16 protein-coding genes are annotated in these 19,766 nt (G+C 72.1%); 6 read left to right on the top strand and 10 right to left on the bottom strand.

The genetic code is table 11. The features are described from left to right. Window positions 1–87 precede the first annotated feature (87 nt). From ACWCSU_RS36070 to ACWCSU_RS36055, 4 genes are all read right to left on the bottom strand, one after another. Window positions 88–1,416 carry a glycosyltransferase family 4 protein gene (locus ACWCSU_RS36070; RefSeq protein ID WP_449941141.1) on the bottom strand — a complete coding sequence of 443 codons (1,329 nt, stop codon included), beginning with the start codon at window positions 1,414–1,416 and terminating at the stop codon, window positions 88–90. Between the two features lie 134 nt (window positions 1,417–1,550). Then, window positions 1,551–4,661 (bottom strand): S41 family peptidase, encoded by a 3,111-nt coding sequence (locus tag ACWCSU_RS36065; RefSeq protein WP_449941139.1) that lies wholly within the window; start codon window positions 4,659–4,661, stop codon window positions 1,551–1,553. 273 nt (window positions 4,662–4,934) lie between these two features. After that, window positions 4,935–7,118: a GTP-binding protein gene (locus tag ACWCSU_RS36060; RefSeq protein WP_449941136.1), complete on the bottom strand. Its 2,184-nt coding sequence runs from the start codon at window positions 7,116–7,118 to the stop codon at window positions 4,935–4,937. Window positions 7,119–7,267: 149 nt separating this feature from the next. Then, window positions 7,268–8,302, bottom strand: a complete 1,035-nt coding sequence (locus ACWCSU_RS36055) for an Rv2578c family radical SAM protein (protein ID WP_364095753.1) — start codon at window positions 8,300–8,302, stop codon at window positions 7,268–7,270. A gap of 134 nt (window positions 8,303–8,436) precedes the next feature. On the opposite strand from ACWCSU_RS36055, the gene ACWCSU_RS36050 reads away from it, so the two are divergent. Further along, window positions 8,437–8,715 carry a DUF3040 domain-containing protein gene (locus tag ACWCSU_RS36050; RefSeq protein ID WP_357710281.1) on the top strand — a complete coding sequence of 93 codons (279 nt, stop codon included), beginning with the start codon at window positions 8,437–8,439 and terminating at the stop codon, window positions 8,713–8,715. Window positions 8,716–8,748: 33 nt separating this feature from the next. Here the strand turns inward: ACWCSU_RS36050 and ACWCSU_RS36045 are convergent, their stop codons facing one another. The 5 genes from ACWCSU_RS36045 to ACWCSU_RS36025 form a co-directional block, all read right to left on the bottom strand. After that, window positions 8,749–9,216: an OsmC family protein gene (locus ACWCSU_RS36045; protein WP_449941132.1), complete on the bottom strand. Its 468-nt coding sequence runs from the start codon at window positions 9,214–9,216 to the stop codon at window positions 8,749–8,751. Next, window positions 9,213–9,857: a GntR family transcriptional regulator gene (locus tag ACWCSU_RS36040; RefSeq protein ID WP_357710275.1), complete on the bottom strand. Its 645-nt coding sequence runs from the start codon at window positions 9,855–9,857 to the stop codon at window positions 9,213–9,215. The genes ACWCSU_RS36045 and ACWCSU_RS36040 overlap by 4 nt, the downstream gene beginning before the upstream one ends. Before the next feature lie 78 nt (window positions 9,858–9,935). Then, window positions 9,936–11,510, bottom strand: a complete 1,575-nt coding sequence (locus ACWCSU_RS36035; protein WP_449941128.1) for a penicillin-binding transpeptidase domain-containing protein — start codon at window positions 11,508–11,510, stop codon at window positions 9,936–9,938. An 80-nt stretch (window positions 11,511–11,590) separates the two neighbouring features. Continuing rightward, the gene (locus ACWCSU_RS36030) at window positions 11,591–12,250 is read right to left on the bottom strand and encodes a lysophospholipid acyltransferase family protein (RefSeq protein ID WP_449941125.1); all 660 of its coding nucleotides are present in this window, start codon (window positions 12,248–12,250) and stop codon (window positions 11,591–11,593) included. A gap of 257 nt (window positions 12,251–12,507) precedes the next feature. Further along, window positions 12,508–13,122: a TetR family transcriptional regulator gene (locus ACWCSU_RS36025; RefSeq protein WP_449941122.1), complete on the bottom strand. Its 615-nt coding sequence runs from the start codon at window positions 13,120–13,122 to the stop codon at window positions 12,508–12,510. A gap of 67 nt (window positions 13,123–13,189) precedes the next feature. Between ACWCSU_RS36025 and ACWCSU_RS36020 the strand changes: the two genes are divergently transcribed. The 3 genes from ACWCSU_RS36020 (at window position 13,190) to ACWCSU_RS36010 (ending at window position 17,328) form a co-directional block, all read left to right on the top strand. Next, entirely contained in the window at window positions 13,190–15,151 is a 1,962-nt protein-coding gene (locus ACWCSU_RS36020) for a HelD family protein (protein WP_449941119.1), read from the top strand. Window positions 15,152–15,243: 92 nt separating this feature from the next. Next, on the top strand, window positions 15,244–15,558 hold the full coding sequence (locus ACWCSU_RS36015; protein ID WP_357710260.1) for a hypothetical protein: 315 nt from the start codon (window positions 15,244–15,246) through the stop codon (window positions 15,556–15,558). A 114-nt stretch (window positions 15,559–15,672) separates the two neighbouring features. Further along, window positions 15,673–17,328: an acetolactate synthase large subunit gene (locus ACWCSU_RS36010; RefSeq protein ID WP_357710258.1), complete on the top strand. Its 1,656-nt coding sequence runs from the start codon at window positions 15,673–15,675 to the stop codon at window positions 17,326–17,328. Between the two features lie 35 nt (window positions 17,329–17,363). Here the strand turns inward: ACWCSU_RS36010 and ACWCSU_RS36005 are convergent, their stop codons facing one another. Beyond that, on the bottom strand, window positions 17,364–17,960 hold the full coding sequence (locus ACWCSU_RS36005; RefSeq protein ID WP_449941114.1) for an NUDIX hydrolase: 597 nt from the start codon (window positions 17,958–17,960) through the stop codon (window positions 17,364–17,366). Window positions 17,961–18,293: 333 nt separating this feature from the next. On the opposite strand from ACWCSU_RS36005, the gene ACWCSU_RS36000 reads away from it, so the two are divergent. Together ACWCSU_RS36000 and ACWCSU_RS35995 are read left to right on the top strand one after the other, a co-directional pair. After that, window positions 18,294–18,737, top strand: coding sequence for a MaoC family dehydratase (locus tag ACWCSU_RS36000; protein ID WP_449941111.1), 444 nt, complete (start codon window positions 18,294–18,296; stop codon window positions 18,735–18,737). Beyond that, window positions 18,734–19,750 carry a LacI family DNA-binding transcriptional regulator gene (locus ACWCSU_RS35995; RefSeq protein WP_449941108.1) on the top strand — a complete coding sequence of 339 codons (1,017 nt, stop codon included), beginning with the start codon at window positions 18,734–18,736 and terminating at the stop codon, window positions 19,748–19,750. The genes ACWCSU_RS36000 and ACWCSU_RS35995 overlap by 4 nt, the downstream gene beginning before the upstream one ends. The last annotated feature ends 16 nt before the right edge of the window (window positions 19,751–19,766 follow it).

Below are 19,766 nucleotides of genomic sequence, written 5' to 3'. Positions count from 1 at the left end.
TCGCCCCCGCGCCCGGGGCCATGTCCCGGGGGACGTCGCGGCCGAGCCGGTGGAGGTCACCGGCTCGGAGCTGTGACGCCCGCCCCGCTAGATCCGGGGCTCGGCCGGTTCGGCGGCTTCGTCGGCCGTGGCGACCTCGGCGGGTTCGGGCCGGGGCGGGCGCACGTACGTGCCGTTGCGGCGGGCCACCAGTTCGGCCAGCAGTGCGTCCCACTTCTGGCCCACGGCGTCCACGTCGTAGGTCCGCGCCGTCTCCAGCGCCCCCGCCGCCAGCGACCGGCGCAGCGGCTCGTCCTCGATGACCCGGATGATCGAGGTCGCCAGGTTGGCGTTGGTACGGGGCTTGACCAGCAGCCCGTCCACCTCGTCAGTGATCATCTCCTTGGGCCCGTGCGGGCTGTTGAAGCTGACGATGGCCAGCCCCTTGGCCATGGCCTCCAGGATCGTCATCGGGAAGCCCTCGTGCCGCGAGCTGAGCACGAAGATCGACGCCTTCTCCAGCTCGGCCCCCACGTCGCTGGTCGGCCCCGGCAGCTCCACCTTGCCCTCAAGCCCGGCCTCGACGATCTGCGCGGCCAGGTTCTCCTGCTGCGGCCCGGCGCCGAAGATGCGCAGCGTCCAGTCCGGATGCGCGGCGGCGACGGTCTCCCACGCGGTGATCAGCCGGTGGAAGCCCTTGAGCCTGGTCATCCGGCCCACGGCGACGACGACCTTGGCGTCCAGACGGGACACCCCGCCGGTCATCGGCGGGACGGCGTTGGGGATGCGGGCCAGCTTCTTCGGCTTCTTCGGCAGCGTGCTGCGGTAGTCGCGCAGGTCGGCCTTGGTGAGGGTGACCAGCGCGTCCATGCGGCGGTAACGCCACTTGATCAGCTTCTGGATCGGCTCGGCCTGGGTGCGCAGGGCCACGTGCTCCTGCCCGACGGTGATCACGCCCGGCTGCGCTAACTGCGCCATGGCCAGGTTGAGCCCGGGACGGGTGGCCATGAGCACGCCGCTGTCGAGCGAGCGGATGTAGCGGGCCAGCCGGTAGTCGGTCCACAGGGTGAAACGGTGGTAGGCCGTCTCCTCCGGAGGCATCAGCTTGCTCGGGAACTTCGACAACATCGCCCGCAGCGGGTCGGCGCTCGGCTTGAGCCGGTCGTCGAGGAAGCGCAGGCGCACCCGCGGGTCGAGCGGGAAGAACGGCTCCTCGGCCTCCTTCAGGATGCTGACGATCTCGACGTCGTGCTTGCCGGCCAGGTAGCCGGCCAGGTTGAACACCGTCCTGATCGTGCCGCCCATGCCGTTGGCGTGCAGGAGCAGGATCCGGATGCGGTCGGTCGACGGAGGTGGCGCGTTGCGTGCCTTGCGGCGGTTGTACCCCCGGTACAACCGGACCATCGCCGACTTCCCCCTGCGTGCCAGTGCGCGCACCTGGACGATCCCCCTTGTGCTCGGTTGCATTCGCGAACGCGCGGTCCCGGTCGCCGGGCCGCGTGCGAGCGGAGTGCACACGTCATCCCCTGTGCGCTTTCCCCGCCTATGATCTTTAGACGCCGAATGGGTTCCTAAGGTTGCATCCCCGGCCGATGCGACGGATCGGGCGTATGCGGCGAATGCTCGGCCAGCAGGCTCAGGGCGACGTCGATGGCCCGTTCGAGCTGCGTGTCCACGCCCCTGGCGTAGTCCTGCGGGGTGATGTCCACCTCGATGTCGGGGTCCGTGCCGTAGTTCTCCACCTGCCAGCCGACGTCGTCGAAGGCGAAGGAGAACTCCGGCTGCGTGGTGACGGTCCCGTCGGCGAGCCGGTGGCGCGGCCAGATGCCGATCACCCCGCCCCAGGTGCGCTTGCCGACCAGTGGGCCCAGCTTGAGCAGCTTGAAGGTGTGGCTGAAGATGTCGCCGTCCGAGCCCGCCCACTCGTTGGTGATGGCCACCAGCGGCCCGCGCGGCGACTCCGGCGGGTACGGCTCCGGATCCCCCCAGCGCGGGTAGTCGTAGCCGAGCCGCCGCCTGGCCAGCTTCTCCAGCAGCAGCGCCGAGACGTGCCCGCCGCCGTTGAAGCGCACGTCCACGATGAGGGCGTGCCGGTCGTACTCGGCCAGGAAGCCGCGGTGGAACTCGCCGAACCCCTCGGTGCCCATGTCGGGGACGTGCAGATAGCCGATGCGGCCGCCGGACCGCTCGTGGCACTCGGCGCGGTTGAGGTTGACCCAGTCGCGGTAGCGGGCCGGCTGCTCGTCGGCCAGCGCGCGCACGGTCGCGGTGAAGACCCGCTCCTCGCGCCGCAGGGTCAGCTCGACCTCCTCGCCCGCCTGGTTGACCAGCCGTTCGTTCGGGGTGGCCGCGCGGCCGATGGGCGCGCCGTTGATGGCCAGCACCGCGTCCCCCGGCCGTACGTCGAGCCCCATCCGGTTCAGCGGCGAGGTGGCCTCGGGGTCCCACCGGTCGCCGGTGACGATCGCGTGAATGTGGTAGACGCCGTCGCGGAAGTCCCAGTCGACGCCCAGCTTGCCCTGGCTGTAGTCGGGCCCCGGGCGGTACTCGCCGCCGCTCTCGTAGGCGTGGCTGGTGGCCAGCTCGCCGTGCAGCTCCCACAGCAGGTCGGAGAACTCGCCCCGGGTGGTGACCCGGTCCACCAGCGGCTCGTACCGCCGGAAGACGGCCGGCCAGTCGACGCCGGCCATGTCCTCGGTCCAGAAGTTCTCCCGCTGCAGCCGCCACGCCTCGCGGAACATCTGCCGCCACTCCGACTCCGGCGCCACCGACACCTTGATGCGCGACAGGTCGATCCAGCCGCTCTCGCGTCCCGGCGGGTCGTCGTCGTGCTCGGGCACCTCGCCGGCCTTGACCACGCGCAGTCGGCTCCCGGCCCGGTACAGCAACGTCTTGTGGTCGCGGCCCAGCTCGAACGCGGTGACCCCGTCGGCGAACGTCTCGTTCCTGCCCTTGGCGAAGTCGTACAGGTGCAGGGTGTTCTCGCCCTCCAGCGGGCTGGTCAGCAGCAGCGCCTTGCCCTTGAGACCGGCCACGCCCTCGTAGCGGCCCTCCGGCAGCGGGAAGGCGGTGACGCGGGCGGCCAGCCCGTCCAGGTCCACCCGGACGGCCTCCTCCGGCTCGTCCTCGTCCTCGTCCTTGCCGTTGAGCGGGCGCTGTCCGGGCACGAACGGGTCCGGCGCGTCGGCCCGCAACGCGATCGCGTACGGCCGGGTGCCCAGCGGGAAGCCCAGGTCGAACTGCAACTGGTCGTAGACGGGCGAGAAGACCCGCTGGCCGATGAAGTACAGGTAGCGGCCCTGCGGGTCGAAGGCCGGCATCGAGTCCTTGAGCACCGGCTCGGAGGCGGCCACCGTCCGGCCGGTCTCCGGATGGTGCAGCTTGATCGCGGTGGTCTGGGCGTTGAGCGGCCCGGCGTAGGCCAGCCACTGCCCGTCGTGCGACCAGGCCGGGTCCTCGGGCGGCCCGTGCGGGTTGCGTTCCACCAGGGTGGCCGCGCCCGTGGCCAGGTCCAGCAGGTGCAGCTCGTGGCGGTGGTTGACGACGGCCACGCGGTCGTGCGCGGGGTCGGGGACCAGCTCGTTGATCCGGCCCAGCCTGGCCACCTCGACGCCGCAGCCGCCCTCGCTGCCCTCCAGGATGACCAGCGTCTCCTCGTCGGCCTCGCCGCTGGCCGCGGCGATCAGCCGTACGCCGTCGTTGAGCCAGGTCAGGAAGCGGTAGCGGACGCCGTCCGGCTCGCCGTGCTGGCTGACCGGGCCCTCCCAGTCGGCCATCGCGTACGCCTTGCCGCGCGAGGTGATCGCCAGCGCGCTGCCGTCCGGGCTGAGGGTCGCGCTGTCGAGGAAGTCCTCGGCGTCGACGAACCGGCGGTTGCGCTGCGTCCTGGAGCTGGCCAGCCGCACCTCCAGCCGCCTGGGCTCCTCGTCCGGCTCCAGCAGGTACAGGTCGGCGCCGGCGTGGTAGACCAGCCGGTGGCCGTCGCTCGACAGGTTGCGCGCGTAGTAGTCGTCGTGGTGGGTGTGCTTGCGCAGGTCCCGGCCGTCGGGCAGGCAGGAGTAGACGTTGCCGACGCCCTCGTGGTCGGACAGGAAGCAGACCCGCCGCCCGCTCCAGCAGGGCGAGGCCAGGTTGCCCGGCAGCCGGATCAGCCGCCTGAACTCGCCGTCGCCGTCGGTGTCGATCCACAGGTCGCCGACCGTGCCGCCGCGGTAGCGCTTCCACCGCGCGGGGTCGGCCGTGTTGCGGCCGAGCACGATCATCTCGTCGGGGCCGTAGGCGATCGAGTTCGCCGGTCCGTACGGCAGCCGCTGCGGCACCCCGCCCGGCGTCACCCGGTGCAGCCACTTGCGCCCGGCGAACGGCTGGGACTGGTCGCTGGCGTAGAGGATGCGGCCCTCGTGGTCCCAGCCGGTGACCGTGCAGCGCGCGCCGTGGAAGGTGACCCTGCGGGCGGCGCCGCCGACGACCGGCATCACGTACACCTCCTCCGGACCCTCCTCACGGCCGACGAACGCGATCTGGTCGCCGCGCGGCGAGATGCGCGGATAGCCGGCCTCGGCCGCGCCCGCGGTCAGGCGGAAGGCGCGGCCGCCCTGGGCCGAGACCATCCACAGGTCGTCCTCGGCGGCGAAGACCACCACGTCCTGAAAGACAGTGGGAAAGCGGAGATAGGCCGACATGTGCGCAGCTCCTCCTCCACCGGACAGCCGGGGGCCGCCGGCCCCCGGCTGCGCGATTCACCTCACGGGGTCATCCCTCGTCGGTCCTTCTCGTTTCCTTCTTGGTCTCCTTGGCCTGCCGGTTGGTCTTGATGGCCTGCTTCTTGGCCTTGCCGGACTTGGTGGCAGGTTTCTTCTTCGTGTCAGCCATCGTCTTCCCCCTGTGACGGTTGCGCCCGATTGGCACACTATGGCGGTTAAATACCCATCTATCCCCGAAATCCGACATTCTGCCTATCGTGCGCGAATCGGGCGATCTCCGGACGGTCGCGACCACCACACACCCTCGCCGTGCGACAGGCCCGGCAGCCGCCGCTCGGCCTCGTGCACGGACGCCGCCGGGATCTCGCCTTCGAGCACCCACGTCTCGGCCCGCCTGCTCGTGCCGTCCAGGGCGGCGCCCAGCCCGGCCAGGGCCGCCGACACGGTGGCGAACGCGTCGGCGGGCACCTCCAGCTCGAAGCGGTGGCACGGCTCGTAGACCCTGGTCCCGGCCCTGCGCAGGGCCTCGGTCAGCACGGCCCGCGCCTGCCCGCGGAAGTCGCCCGCCGCCGTGACCGGAGAGGCGTACCCGGTCGCGGTGAGCGTGACCAGCACGTCCGTCACCGGCCATCCCCGCGGCCCCGCGCCCAGCGTGTGCCGTACGCCCTCCTCGATCGCCCGGTGGAAGGCCGGCGGCAGCGAGCCGAGGTCGACCTCCAGCCGGTAGAGCACGCCCGAGCCCGGCGCGGCGGGCTCCACGCGCAGGCCCACGGTCGCCATGAACGCGCCTCCGGCCTGACGCATCTCCTCCCGGGCCGCGCCGGTACCCGACGGGCGCTCGAAGTAGACCGGCCGGCTCGGCTCGAACTCGGCCTCCACGCCGAAGTCCCTGGCCAGGGTCTCGCCGATGACCTCCTTCTGGACCTCGCCGTACAGCAGGACCGCCGTCCCGCCGCCGGGCAGCGTACGGGTGCCGATCAGGGGGTCCTGCTCGGCCAGCGCGACCAGCGCGGCGTGCAGGCGCGGCTCCTGGCCGGGGATCCGGGGGCGTACGACGGTCTCCAGGCTGGGCGGGGCGAAGTGGGCCTGCCCTGCCGGGCCGGGCTCGCCCAGCCGGTCGCCGACCCGGATCTCCGGCACCCCCCGGACCGTGGCGATGTCCCCCGCCACCGCCACCCGCGCCCCTGACCCCACCACGGCCACCCCGCTCGGACGCCCCTCGTAGGCGTGGACGCCCCCACCCGGCTCGCGGCGCAGGAACGTCACCCGCTGCCGCGCCCGCAACTCCCCGCCGCGCAGCCGCAGATAGGCCACCTTCTCCCCGGCCCGCCCCCGCTCCACCGCGAACACCGTAGCCCTCGTGAAACCCCTGCCGGCCGCGTCCGCCGCGCCCGCCGCGCCCGCCGCGCCTGTCATGCGCTTCGTGGAAGTCCTGGTTGTCGCGCCTGTCGTGGCCGTCGCGTCCGTCATGGTCGGCTTGGCCGTCGTGGTGCGGCTGTCGGCTTCGTCCGAGCCGGTCGGCGGCTGGGGAGCCGCGGGCAGCAGCCGGATCGCCCCCAGCAGCTCGGCCACCCCCTGGCCGGTGATCGCCGACCCGAACGACACGGGATGCGCCTCACCCGACGCGCACTGCGCCGCGAGCGCCTCCCGCACCCGCCCCGGCCCGGGAGCCACCCCGTCGACCAGCAACTCCAGCAGCCCGTCATCCCCCTCGGCCAACACCTCGACCGCCTCGACCTCCCGAGCCTCCACGTCACGAGCCTCCACGTCACGGGCCTCTGCGCGACGGTCCTCTGCGCGGCGGGCGTCGGCGCGGACGGCCTCCGCCTCGACGGGCCCACCGGCCCGCACCACCTCCTCCGAGCCCCCGCCCGCCGCCCCCGAAAGGCCGCGAGCCCCCCGGAAGGCCGGGGGAGCGAAGGCGAAGGGACGCGTGGCGGCGCCCGGCCCGCCGATGCCGGAAACCGTGCTCAACGGAACCGCCCGCGGCGACAACCACCGCCGGATCTCCGCGAGCACCCCCGCCTCCCGGGCCCCCACCCGGTCGATCTTGTTCACGAAGATCAGCGTGGGCAGCCGCAACCGCCGCAACGTCTTCATCAGGACCCGCGTGTGCGGCTGCACGCCCTCCACGGCCGACAACACCAGGACGGCGCCGTCGAGCACGTCGAGCGCGCGTTCGACCTCGGCCACGAAGTCGGCGTGGCCGGGGGTGTCCACCAGGTTGACCCGCAGGTCGCCCACGGTGAACGAGGCGACCGCCGAGCGGATGGTGATGCCGCGGCGGCGTTCGATCTCGCCGCTGTCGGTCTGCGTGCTGCCGTCGTCGACGCTGCCGAGGCGCGCGATGGCGCCGCTCTCGAACAGCAGCCGCTCAGTGAGGCTGGTCTTGCCCGCGTCCACGTGCGCGAGGATGCCGATGTTCAGGATGTGCATGAGTGGTGGAGCCCTCGAGAACTCTCGTGCCAATGGGGCGCTGGAAGATCTCTGGGCGGCGCCGCATCCCATGCTCCTGAACGTCGTCCGGCAAGTGCCCGGTCATCCTGTCACCGATGCGGAGGGACCGGCCACCGATTTAAACCGGGTCACAACAGGCGAAGCTGCTCCGGCTCGGCGACGGCGGCGGGGATCGGGCGGGGCGGTACGCGGCGGGCCATGGCCGGGGTGGCCCTGCCGACGCCGTGGCGTTCGGCCAGCTCCCTGACCTGGGCCACGACGCGGTCCTGGTAGGAGGTGGGGGCGTAGGCGCCGCGGCCGTACAGCTCCAGGTAGCGCGGAACCAGACGCGGGTGCTCGCGCCCGAGCCAGCTCAGCCACCACTCGCGCGCGCCGGACCGCAGGTGCAGGACGATCGGGACGACGTGGGTCGCACCGGCCTCGGCGATCTCCTTGACCGTGCGTTCGAGCTGGGCGGGGGAGTCGGTCAGGTACGGCAGGATCGGCGCCATCAGCACCCCGCACGCCACGCCGTTGTCGTTGAGCGTGGCGCACGCCTCCAGCCGCCGGCGCGGGTTGGGCGTGCCGGGCTCGACCCCGCGCCACACGGCCTCGTCGACGAAGCCGACCGACACGCTCGTGCTCACGTCGGTGACCTCGGCGGCCTCGGTGAGCAGGTCGAGGTCGCGCAGGATCAGCGTGCCCTTGGTGAGCACCGAGAACGGGTTCGCCGCGTCGCGCAGGGCGGCCAGGATGCCCCGCATCAGCCGGTAGCGGCCCTCGGCGCGCTGGTAGCAGTCGACGTTGGTGCCCATGGCCACGTGGTGGCCGCCCCAGCGGGCCGCGGCCAGCTCCTTGCGGGCCAGCTCGGCCGCGTTGACCTTGACGACGATCTTCGAGTCGAAGTCGGCCCCGGCGTCGAGGTCGAGGTACTCGTGCGTCTTGCGGGCGAAGCAGTAGACGCAGCGATGCCCGCAGCCCCGGTAGGGGTTGATCGTGTACTCGAACGGCACCCGGCTGGCCCCCGGCACCCGGTTGATGATGGACCGGGCCTGGACCTCGTAGAAGGTCATCCCCCTGAACTCGGGCGTGTCGAACGTACGGGTGACCGCGCCGCGGGCGAACAACGGCACGGCCGGATCGGCCTGACCGGGCCCGGCCAGGCGCAGGTTGTCCCAGCGCATCCCATGATTAGAACAAAAGTTCGAGCGTGATCGCAAACCGAAAAGAGGCGGTAATTAGGGGGTCACGCCAAGGCTAATGATCTTCATGGTTGGGGAGGAACACGCCACAGTGCTTGCGTTCCGGAGGTGCGTCTATGGCCTGGTCGCAGGACGAGGAGCGAATGCTGGCCCAGATCGAGCAGCACCTCGTCGACGACGATCCGCGTCTCGTCGCCCGGCTCGAGTCGTTCAACGAGCGGGCCCGTCGCGGTGAGGCGAGGGCGAAGGGGCAGCCGGGCAGCAGGCGGCCGCGCCGGTCGACGGTCATCATCGTGATCAGCTGGGTGCTCATCGCGACGCTGGTGGCCACCCTGTTGATCATGGTGCTCCAGCACGAGGCCGCCACCGCCGTGGCGCTGGCCGCCTCGCGCTGACCGTTCCCGGACGGCGTCCGGCTCCGGTGACGCTCAGGCCGTGCGGACGGTCGGCTCGTGGCGTACCGGGAAGTTGACCGAGGCGGCGATGAAGCACGCCTTGTGGGCGTCCGCGTGCAGGCGGGCGGCGGTCTCGGCCATCTCCGGCGCGGCCACGGTCACCTCCGGGCGGAGCACGACCTCGGTGAACCGGCCGCCGGCGCCGTTCTCGGCCATGGTGCCCGCCGCGCGGTCGGCGTACGCGGTGACCACGACGCCCGCGTCGGCGCACAGGTGCAGGTACCAGAGCATGTGGCACTGGGAGAGCGAGGCGACCAGCAGCTGCTCGGGGTTCCAGCGGGCGCGGTCGCCGCGGAAGGCGGGGTCGGAGCTGCCCGCGATGACCGGCGGGCCCTCGGCCGACACGTCGTGGTCGCGGCCGTAGGTGCGGTAGTCGTCGGTGCCGGCGCCCTTGTTGCCGGTCCAGGTCACGGTGACGTCGTACGTGTGATGACGGGTCATGTGGGTTCGTCCGTTCTGTGGGTGACGGCACGGGTGTCGAGGACGTGCGCGCGGGCGATGGCCGCCGCGTCCTGCGGCCGGGCCTCGATGATCGCGGCGAGGAGCTGCTCGTGCTGGCCGGAGACGTGCGCCGGACGGGACGGCGGCGCCAGCGAGCGCAGCGTGGACACCTGGATCTGGTCCCAGACGCGCTCCAGGGTGTGCAGCGCGATGGCGTTGGCCGCCAGCTCGGCGATCCGCCGGTGGAAGCGGCGGTTGAGCCCGACGGCCTCGGTGAGGCGGCCCTGCGCGGTGGCGGCCGCCGTGGCGTCGGCGACCTCGCGCAGCGAGACCAGGTCGGCGGGGGCGATGCGGCCCTCGCCCTGCCGGGTGGCGGCCAGCTCGGCGGTCAGCGCCTCCAGGGCCGCCCGCACCTGGAAGGCGTCCTCCAGCGCGGACGCCTCCAGGGCCACGACGACCACCCCGCGCCCCGCCGGGCGCACCAGCCCGTCGGCGGTCAGCGCCCGCAGCGCCTCGCGCACCGGGGTACGGCTCATCTCCAGGGTCGCCGCGACCTCCATCTCGGTCAGCCGGGCCCCCGGCGGGTAGGTCCCGTCGAGGATCAGCTCCCGCAACCGGCGCCAGGCCACATCGCTCTGCACGGGACGTGACTCTAGCGGTTTGCATACATTGCATGCAATGGTGGGGCCCGCGCATGCGAGTCAGCGAGACAGGAGGACTCAGAGGCCCTTGAGGAAGGTCGCCGCCACCGGGGCCGCGACCTTGCCGCCCGTGCCGCCGCCCTCCACGACCACGGCGAAGGCCACGTCACCCTTGAAACCCATGAACCAGGCGTGGGTCTCCAGCTTGTCGCCGGTGCCGAACTCGGCCGTGCCGGTCTTGCCGTGGGTGCCGGCGGGCAGCCCGCTGGCCCTGGCGGTGCCCTTGGAGACCACGGCCGCCATCATGCTGTGCAGCTGCTCCTTGACCCCCTTGGGCAGCGGCTTCTCGCCGGCCTTCTGCTTGAGCGAGGGCACCAGCGTGGGCGGCCGCCAGGTGCCGTCGGCGATGGCGGCGGCCACCGAGGCCATCGACAGGGGGCTCGCGGTGATCCTGGCCTGGCCGAAGGACTCGGCGGCCAGCTCGGCGTCGGACTGGGCCCTCGGGAAGCTGGCCTTCGTGGCGGGCACGCCGATGTTGAGCGGCTGGTTGAAGCCGACCCCTTCGGCCGTCTTGAGCAGCTTGTCGGCGCCGAGCCGCTGTTCGGCCAGCGGCGCGAAGGTGGTGTTGCAGGAGTGGGCGAAGGAGTCGAGGAACGACAGCGAGCCGAACTCCTCCTTCTCGGAGTTGCGGATCTTCAGCCCGCCCACGGTGGCGTACATCGGGCAGGTGACCGTGTCGCCGGGCGACATGCCGGCCGCCAGCAGGCCGATGGCGGTGACCGCCTTGAACGTCGAGCCCGGCGGGTAACGGCCGTCGAGGGCCCGGTTGAAGCCGCCCTGGTTGTTGACCACGGCCAGGATCTCGCCCGTGGAGGGCCGGATGGCGACCATGGAGGTGGGCTTGGGGACGTCTTTGACCGCGGCCACGGCGGCGGCCTGCGCCTGCGGGTCGAGCGAGGTCTCGACGGGCTTGCCGTCGGTGCCCTCGATGGTGGCGAGCGTCTTGCCGCCGAGCTGGATCTGGGTGGTGGGGGTGCCGGCCAGCCGCTTCTGGAACGTCTCCTGCAGGCCGCCGCGCCCGACGGCCTGTCCGGGCTTGTAGGAGGAGCCGAGCTTGGCGACGTCCTTCTTGGTGGCCTTGTCGAGGAAGCCGACGAGCTGCTGCACCGAGCCGCCGGACGTGCCCGCGTCGATGCGGCCGCCGCCGGCGTCGGTGATCCCGGCCCGCTGCGGCCAGTTCGTCTTGATGCCGAACGTCGCCCCGGAGGTCATCTTCGGGTGCAGCGCGGTGGGCCGCCAGTCGACCTTCCACGCGCGGTCGGCCACGACGAGGTCGATCTGCCCGTCGTAGGACCAGGAGCCGATGTTCTTCAGCGCCAGCGTCGCGCTGTAGGGGACGTGCGCCCGGCCGTCGCCCTCGACGACCTGCCCCAGCTTGACCGTGGCCGACTCGACGCCGAGCGCGCTGCGCTGCTGGTCGTAGGCGGTGAGCTGCTGCGGTGTCGCCAGTTCGGCGGTCATGGCGGTCTTGTCGCCCGCCTGCCAGGCGGCGGCGAAGCGCTGCGCCGTCTCGCCCGGTGTGCCCTTGGTGCGCAGCAGGTAGTAGGCGCCGCCGCCGGCGGCCCCCGCCACCAGCACTGCGGACACCGACACGATCGCGATGGTACGGCCCCGCGCCACTGGTCAGCCCCCCGGTCCTCGACGACAGGTGTCAGAAGCCTAGCGGTGATCCGTCATGACGTCCCGTCGGAGGCCTTGTGGCTGGAGGCGTAGGCGGGCACGTACTCCTGGCCGGACAGCTTCTGGACGGCTTCCATGATCTCGTCGGTGACCCGGCGCCGGTCGCGTGCCTTGGTGTGGTCGCCCTCGAAGCGCATCGGCTCTCCGATGGAGATGCCGATCTTGGCGGGCCTGGGGACCTTCGACCCGACCGGCAGCACCTTCTCGGTGCCCTTGAGCGCCACCGGCAGCACGGGCGCGCCCGTCTTGAGCGCCAGCCAGGCCACGCCGACCTTGCCGCGGTAGAGGCGGCCGTCGGGGGAGCGGGTGCCCTCGGGGTGGATGCCGAACAGCTCGCCGCGCTCCAGCAGCTCGGCGGCGGCGTCGAGCATCGCCTGGGCGGCGTGGGCGCTCTCGCGGTCGATCGGCAGGCTGCCGCCGATCCGCATGAAGAAGCCGGAGACGGGGTTGCCGTCGAAGTACTCGTTCTTGGCGGTGAACGTGACGTGCCGGGGCAGCAGCGCGGGCAGCAGGAAGGAGTCGAGCACGGAGAGGTGGTTGGCCGCCAGGATGGCCGGGCCGACCCTCGGCACGTTCGCGGCGCCGGTGATGTGCGGCCGGCACATCGCGTGGGCGAGCGGCGCGGCGGCGAACTTGACCACTTCGTACAGCAACGGGCTCTCCTGGATCATGGGCAGTCGGCCATGCCACCCTAAGGCAGCGGGACGCCCGGAAAGCTTTAAGGCCGATGTGGTGGTCGCCTCCTCGGCGAGATGCACAACACGGTTCCAGCCGAACGGTATTCCGTGAAGGCGGTAATTTGCGGCCCGGGGGACACAGCCACATCGGCATTTCCGAGTTAAGCACAGCCTCCGGCGTTGGAGGTAATCGTGCCCGCCACATGGGGCACGCGTGACCTGCGCGCCGGGGCTCAGCGGCGCGGCGGGCCGCCCGCGAGCTGTGCGAAGGCGTGTTCGGCGGCGCTCACCGCGTCGGCCTCGGCCTCGGGCAGGGGGCGGCCCCCGGCGAGCTGTGCCCAGGTGCGGCGGGCGAGCACCCGCTGCACGGCCAGCACCTGAGCGGCCAGCAGCGCGGCGGTCAGCTCGTCCATGGTCTCGGCCAGGGCCTCGGTCAGCTCGGCCTCGTCCTGGGTCATGTGGTGGGACAGCCGCAGGGCCAGGCTGGGGGTGTCGAACACCATGCGGTGGAAGGCCAGCACCTCGGAGTGGTCGTTGAGCCCGGTGACCGGATCGTGCGCGGCCAGGCCGTCGAGGTAGTGGCGGCGCAGCGCGGCGACCGGGTGCTCGTCCGCCCCCCGTCCGCGCACCACGCGGGCGGCCTCGCCCTTGTGGTCGGCGAACCGGTGCAGGACGAGGTCCTCCTTGGTCGGGAAGTACTTGAACAGTGTCGGCTTGGACACCCCGGCCGCCGCCGCGATCTCGGTCACCGGCACCTCGTCGAAGCCGCGTTCCAGGAAGAGCGCGATCGCCGCCGTCGAGATGGCCTCGTGGGTCTGCCGTCGTTGCAGCTCCCGCAGTCCTGTCATGTCGCCAGCCTAGCAAAGTGTTAACCTGGTTAATGACTTAACCGAGTTAACGCTTTTGGGGGTGTGCATGGGAACGCTCGACGACGAACGGCGTCACGTCGAACGCTGCAGGGCGGGGCTGCGCAGGATGCTGGAGGGCGCGCGCGAGAACGTGATCGTCGGGGAGACCGTGGCCGGCGACCGCTACAGCGCCGAACGGCTCGGCCGCCACCTCAAGAGCCTGGCCAAGGAGCTGGGCGAGGAGCCCGACGGGCCGCCGTTCTTCGGCCGGCTGGACTTCGGCCAGGAGTCGGCCGAGCATCGCGGGCGGTCGTACCACATCGGCCGGCGGCACATCACCGGCGAGCACGGCGGGCCGCCCGTGGTGATCGACTGGCGCGCGCCCGTGGCGCGCGCGTTCTACCGCGCCGGCGCCCGCGACCCCCAGGGCGTCGAGGTGCGCCGCCGTTTCGGCTGGTCGGGCAGCACGCTGACCGGCTTCGAGGACGAACGCCTGGGCGCGGGGGAGGAGGGCGGCGGCGCGCTCCTGGCCGCCGAGATCGAACGTCCCCGCGTCGGCCCGATGCGCGACATCGTCGCCACCATCCAGCCCGAGCAGGACGATCTCGTCCGCGCCGACCTGGACACCACCATCTGCGTGCAGGGCGCCCCCGGCACCGGCAAGACCGCCGTCGGCCTGCACCGGGCCGCCTACCTGCTGTACGCGCACCGCCGCCGCCTCGAACGCTCCGGCGTCCTGGTGCTCGGCCCGAACCGGGCCTTCCTCGGCTACATCGCGGCCGTGCTGCCCGCGCTCGGCGAGGTGGACGTCGAGCAGACCACCCTCGAAGGGCTGCTCGGCGCCCACCCCGTACGGGCCGTCGACACGGCGCGGGCCGCGGCGGTCAAGCACGACGTCCGCATGGCCGAGGTGCTGCGCCGCGCCCTGTACGGCCGCATCCGCAGGCCCGCCGAGCCGGTCGTGGTGGCCGACGGCTCCTACCGCTGGCGCGTCGGCGAGGACGAGCTGCGCCGCATCGTGGAGGACACCCGGCGGGCCGCGCTCCCGTACGGGGTCGGCCGCGACCGGGTCAGGGCCAGGATGGTTGCGGCGATGCGCCGGCAGGCCGAGGCCCGCGGCCTGACCTGCAACGCCGCCTGGGAACGCAGGACCGGCCGCGCGGTGGCCCCGGCGCTCGACGCGACCTGGCCCGCCGTCCGCCCCGAGGACGTGCTGCACGAGGTGCTCAGCGCCCCGCCCGAGGGCCTGCTGACCGACGACGAACGCGCCGCCCTCGCCTGGTCCCGCCCGCCGCGCGGCGTCAAGAGCGCCAGATGGACCGAGGCCGACCTGGTGCTCCTGGACGAGCTGGCCGGCCTGCTCGAACGTCCCCGCGGCTACGGCCACGTCATCGTGGACGAGGCGCAGGACCTGTCGCCCATGCAGTGCCGCGCCGTCGCCAGGCGCAGCGAGCACGGCTCCCTGACCGTGCTCGGCGACCTGGCCCAGGGCACCACGCCGTGGGCGGCGGCGTCGTGGCCGGAGCACCTGGAGCTGCTCGGCAGGCCCGACGGCCGGATCGTCGAGCTGACCACCGGCTTCCGGGTGCCCGGCGTGGTCGTGGAGCTGGCCAACACGCTGCTGGCCGCGCTCGACGCCGACGTGCCGCTCACCCGCTCCTACCGCTCCGACGGCAGGCTGCGCGTCATCGCGACCGCGGGGCTGGAGAAGGGGGTCGTGGAGGCCGTACGGGAGGCGCGCGGGTTCGAGGGGTCGATCGGGGTGATCGCGGCCGACGCCCACGTCGAGGCGATCACCTGCGCGCTCTGGGACGAAGGGCTGGACCTCGGCGAGCGGCTGAGCGTCCTGCCCGCCTCGATGTGCAAGGGGCTGGAGTACGACCACGTGGTCCTGGCCGAGCCGGCCGCCGTCGTCGCCGCCGAGCCGCGCGGCCTCAACCGCCTGTACGTCGCCCTCACCCGCGCGGTCTCCCGGCTCGACGTGGTCCACGCCGAAGCCCTTCCCCCGCAGCTTTCCCGCCCGTCATAAGCCTTCTGAAATGGGCAGATGTCTGGACTCGGCGGCTCGACAGGCCCACGGCTCTGGTGTGTGATGTGATTCACTTCACGAGGGAGCCGGAGATGACCGCTTCGCAAGACCCGCCGCCAGGCGACGACGAGCACACGCGTGAGGGGCGCCGGCCGCAACCGCCGCCCTACGGCCGGCCGCCGCAGCCGCGGCAGGGCGCCCAGGTCCTGTCGATCATCGGGTTCGTCAGCGCCGCGGTGGCCGTCCTGTTCATACCGATCCTGTTCGGCCTGGCCGGCATCGTGCTGGGCATCGTCGGCCACACCCGTGGCGAGCCCCTCGGCAAGTGGGCCGCCATCGCCGCCGCGGCCTGCATGATCGTCGGCATGGTCCTCGGCGCGCTGGCCACGCGCGCGCTGGGCTCCTGACCCGCTGTGCCCGCGTGAATCCGCCGTCGCGCGGGCACAGGGACGCCTCCGGAATGAAGCGCGCCTCCCCGGTGCTGTCAGGGACGCAGTCGCTCATGAAAGAAGGCGTTACCCATGTCTCCGCAGGCGGACGCGGCCCATCTGATCGTGCGAGCCCTGGAGGCGGAAGGCGTCGAGTACGTCTTCGGCATCCCCGGCGAGGAGAACATCCACTTCGTCGACGCGCTCAACGACTCCTCCATCCGCTACATCCTCGTCCGGCACGAGCAGGGCGCGGCGTTCATGGCCGAGATCTACGGCAGGCTGACCGGCAAGGCGGGGGTGGCCTCGGCTACGCTCGGCCCCGGCGCGATCAACCTGCAGCTCGGCGTGGCCGACGCCACCACCAACAGCACCCCCGTCGTGGCGATCACCGCCCAGGTCGGGCTCGACCGCATCTACAAGGAGTCGCACCAGGTGGTCGACCTGGTGTCGCTGTTCCGGCCGATCACCAAATGGGCGGACATGGCGCCGACGGCCCTGGCGCTGCCCGAGATGATCCGCAAGGCGTTCAAGACCGCCCAGACCGAGCGGCCCGGCGCGGTCTACCTGGCCATCCCCGAGGACGTCGAATCGGCCCCCGTGCCGGCCGACCTCGGCCCGCTGCCCGTCAACGTCGTACGCCCCCAGGACCCCTCGGCCGCCCAGATCGCCCGCGCGGCCGACGTACTGGCCGGCGCGCGCAGGCCGATCGTGCTCGCCGGGCACGGCGCCGGCCGGGCCGGGGCCTCCGCCGCGCTGGTGCGCTTCTCCGAGCGGCTCGGGCTGCCGGTGGCCACCACGTTCAACGGCAAGGGCGTCTTCCCCGACGACCACCCGCACGCGCTGGGCGCGGTCGGCTTCATGCGGCACGACTACGTCAACTTCGGCTTCGACGAGGCCGACGTGCTGATCAGCGTCGGGTACGAGCTGCAGGAGTTCGACCCCGTCAAGATCAACCCGAACCGGGACAAGAAGATCATCCACCTGCACCGGTTCCCCGCCGAGGTCGACGACCACTACCCGGTGGACGTGGGCGTCCACGGCGACATCTCCCGCTCCCTGGACGCGCTCGCCGACGCCGTCCCCCGCCGCTTCGAGGTCAACGGCACCGGTGAGAAGATCCGCCGGCTGATGCGCGAGGAACTGGAGCAGGGGCGCTCGGAGGACGGCTTCCCGCTCTCGCCGCGACGCGTGGTCGCCGACATCCGCGAGGCCATGGGCCGCGAGGACATCGTCCTGGCCGACACCGGGGCGGTGAAGATGTGGATGGCCCGCATGTACCCGACGTACGAGCCGAACACGATGCTGGTCTCCAACGGGCTGTCCTCGATGGGATTCGCCGTGCCGGGGGCGCTGGCCGCCAAGCTGGCCTTCCCACGGCGCAAGGTGCTGGCCGCCACCGGCGACGGGGCGTTCCTGATGAACTCCCAGGAGCTGGAGACGGCCGTACGGGAGCGCATCCCGATCACGGTTCTGGTGTGGGTGGACGACGCGTACGGGCTGATCGAGTGGAAGATGGACCTGGAGCTCGGCCGCCACTCGGGCATCCGCTTCGGCAACCCCGACTTCGTCGCCTACGCCGAGAGCTTCGGCGCGCGCGGTTACCGGGTCACCAGTGCCGGGGAACTGCTTCCCACGCTGCGCAAGGCGCTGGCCGACGAGACGGTGTCGGTGATCGCGGTGCCCGTCGACTACGCGGCCAACCTGGAGCTGACCGGCAAACTCGGCGAACTGACCGGCCCCTTCTGAGCCGCCCGGGTTCCGGGCGTGGTCCGGTGGGAGGGTCAGGTTCTCGTCCAGTGGGGCTGGGCGACGTCGAACACCCGCTGTTCGCGTCCGCGCAGCGCCACTTCGGCGAACTGCCACAGGATCGCCCCGGTCGGCGCGTGGATCACGATGCCCGGCCCGAGCGGCATCTGCAGCATCTCGCCCTGCCAGCGGGGCACCCCGGGCGCCAGGAAGCGCTCCAGCGGGACCGCGTGCACCGAGGCCACCTCGTGGGCGTCCCCCACCGGCTCCTGCCGGCCGCCGAACGCCACCACCGGGGTGATCACGAACCCGGAGTCGGCGACGAAGTCGTCGAGCAGCCCGGCCACCTGCACGCCGGTCACCCCGACCTCCTCGGCCAGCTCCCGCAGCGCAGCCTCCACCGGCAGCTCGCCCTCGTCGAGCCGCCCGCCCGGCAGCGCCCACTGCCCGGGGTTGCGCCCGCGCGCCGCCCTGCGGATCAGGACCGTGTACGGGACGCGCCCGGCGTCCTCCAGCACGCACACCGTCACGGCCGCCCGGCGCACCCCCGAGGCCGGCGGCACCTCCCGGCGGTCGAAGGCGGCGAGATGAGCGGTGACCTGCTCGCGCAGCACGTCGATCGGGGGCAACATCCCCTCAGGATCCCACGCCCCCCACCTCCGGACCCGCCCCGTCCCCCGCTCCGGGACGCCCCCCGCGTTCCTATCCCCCCATGCCCCCACGGCCCGCACAACGCCCGTCACCCCCATGACCTTCGCATCGCCCGCTCCGCCTGCGCGCCCCCGCGCCTCCCGACGAGTCAGGCATGCACCAGTCGAACGCCGATATGCGAGCTAGCGATGGGTTTCGTGGTGGGACTGGAGGGGCTGATGCATTGCGGCAGCGAACCTCTTGTGTTGGCACGTTCGCGTTGGTATAACGTTTTAGCGTAAGTGCGCAAACGTTATACCAAGGAAGGTGACCTCGTGCAGGTGACCGAACGGCGCTTCGAGGACCACGAGATCGGCGAGCGGCGGCAGAGCATGGGCCGTACCATCACCGAGTCGGACATCGTGCTGCACGCCGGCCAGACCGGTGACTGGTTCCCCCACCACATCGACGCCGAGTGGTGCGCGACCCAGCCGTTCGGCGCCCGGATCGCGCACGGGACGCTGATCATCTCGATCGCCGTCGGAATGATGGCCGGTGACATCAACCCGGCGTCGATGAGTTACGGCTACGACCGCATCCGGTTCGTCAAACCGGTCTTCATCGGGGACACGATCACGGTCACCGCGGAGATCACGGAGATGCGGCCGAACCCCCGGCGAGAAGACGCCGGTTTCCTCGACGAGAAGCTGACCGTGACCAACCAGCGCGGCGAGGTCGTGCTTACACTGGTCCACCTGTATCTGGTGGCGCGCCGGTGAAGCGGCGTCCCGGACTGTCCGCGGTCGCCGAGCGGGCGGGCGTGTCGGTGTCGCTGGTGTCACGCATTCTCACCGGGGACGCGAACCTCCGTGTCCGTGAGGAGACCAGGCAGCGGGTGCTCAGGGCGGCGGCCGAGCTGAAGTACGTGCCGCAGGTGTCCGGCCGCGCCCTCCGGCTGGCCAGGTCGGGCGCGATCGGGCTGGTCGTGCAGGACGTGAGCAATCCGATCCACGCGGAGATCATCCGCGGGGCGCAGGTGGCCACCGCCGCGCATGGTCAGGTGCTGCTGCTGGCCGACTCGACCGAGCTGTCCTCGCGGCCCGAGGCGTTCGACCGGCTGATCGGCGAGGGCCGGGTCGACGGGCTCCTCTGGCAGAGCAGTGGATTCGTCTCCGAGGAGGAGCTGTCGAGCCGGGCCGCGAAGCTCCTGCCGACGATCCTGGTCAACAACCGGCCGCGGGCAGGGGTCCAGGGGATCAGGCTGGCCGACGAGGAGGCGGCCGCGCTCGCCGTACGGCATCTGATCGAGCTGGGGCATCGTGACATCGGATTCGTCGGCGGTTCCGGTGCCACCGACATCTCGATACGCCGCTTCGACGGCTTCACCAGGACCATGCGCGCGCACGACCTTCCAGTCAGGCCCGAGTGGACGGTCTTCAAGGAGTGGGACGCGGCCGCCGGGCACGCCGCGATGTCCGAGCTGCTCGCCGTACCGGAGCGGCCAACGGCGGTGTTCGTGGCCAACGTCGTCGTCTGCGTCGGCGCACTGGCCGCCGCCAGGGAGAACGGGCTCGCCGTGCCCGGCGACCTGTCGCTCGTCGCGCTGCACGACACCTGGTTCGTCGAGCACGGCGCGCCGCCGCTGACCACGGTACGGCTGCCGCTGCGCGACCTCGGCAGGAAGGCGGCGGAGCTCATCATCGCCGGCGACCTCGGCGGACCCGACGACGGCTTCCTCCTCACAGAACCGCCCCCCGAGCTGGTCGTACGCGCCTCGACCGGACGACCGTAACCTCGATTGGACAGCT

Source organism: Nonomuraea sp. NPDC001699 (assembly GCF_053596455.1).
This window is presented reverse-complemented; position numbering and strand designations above follow the sequence as displayed.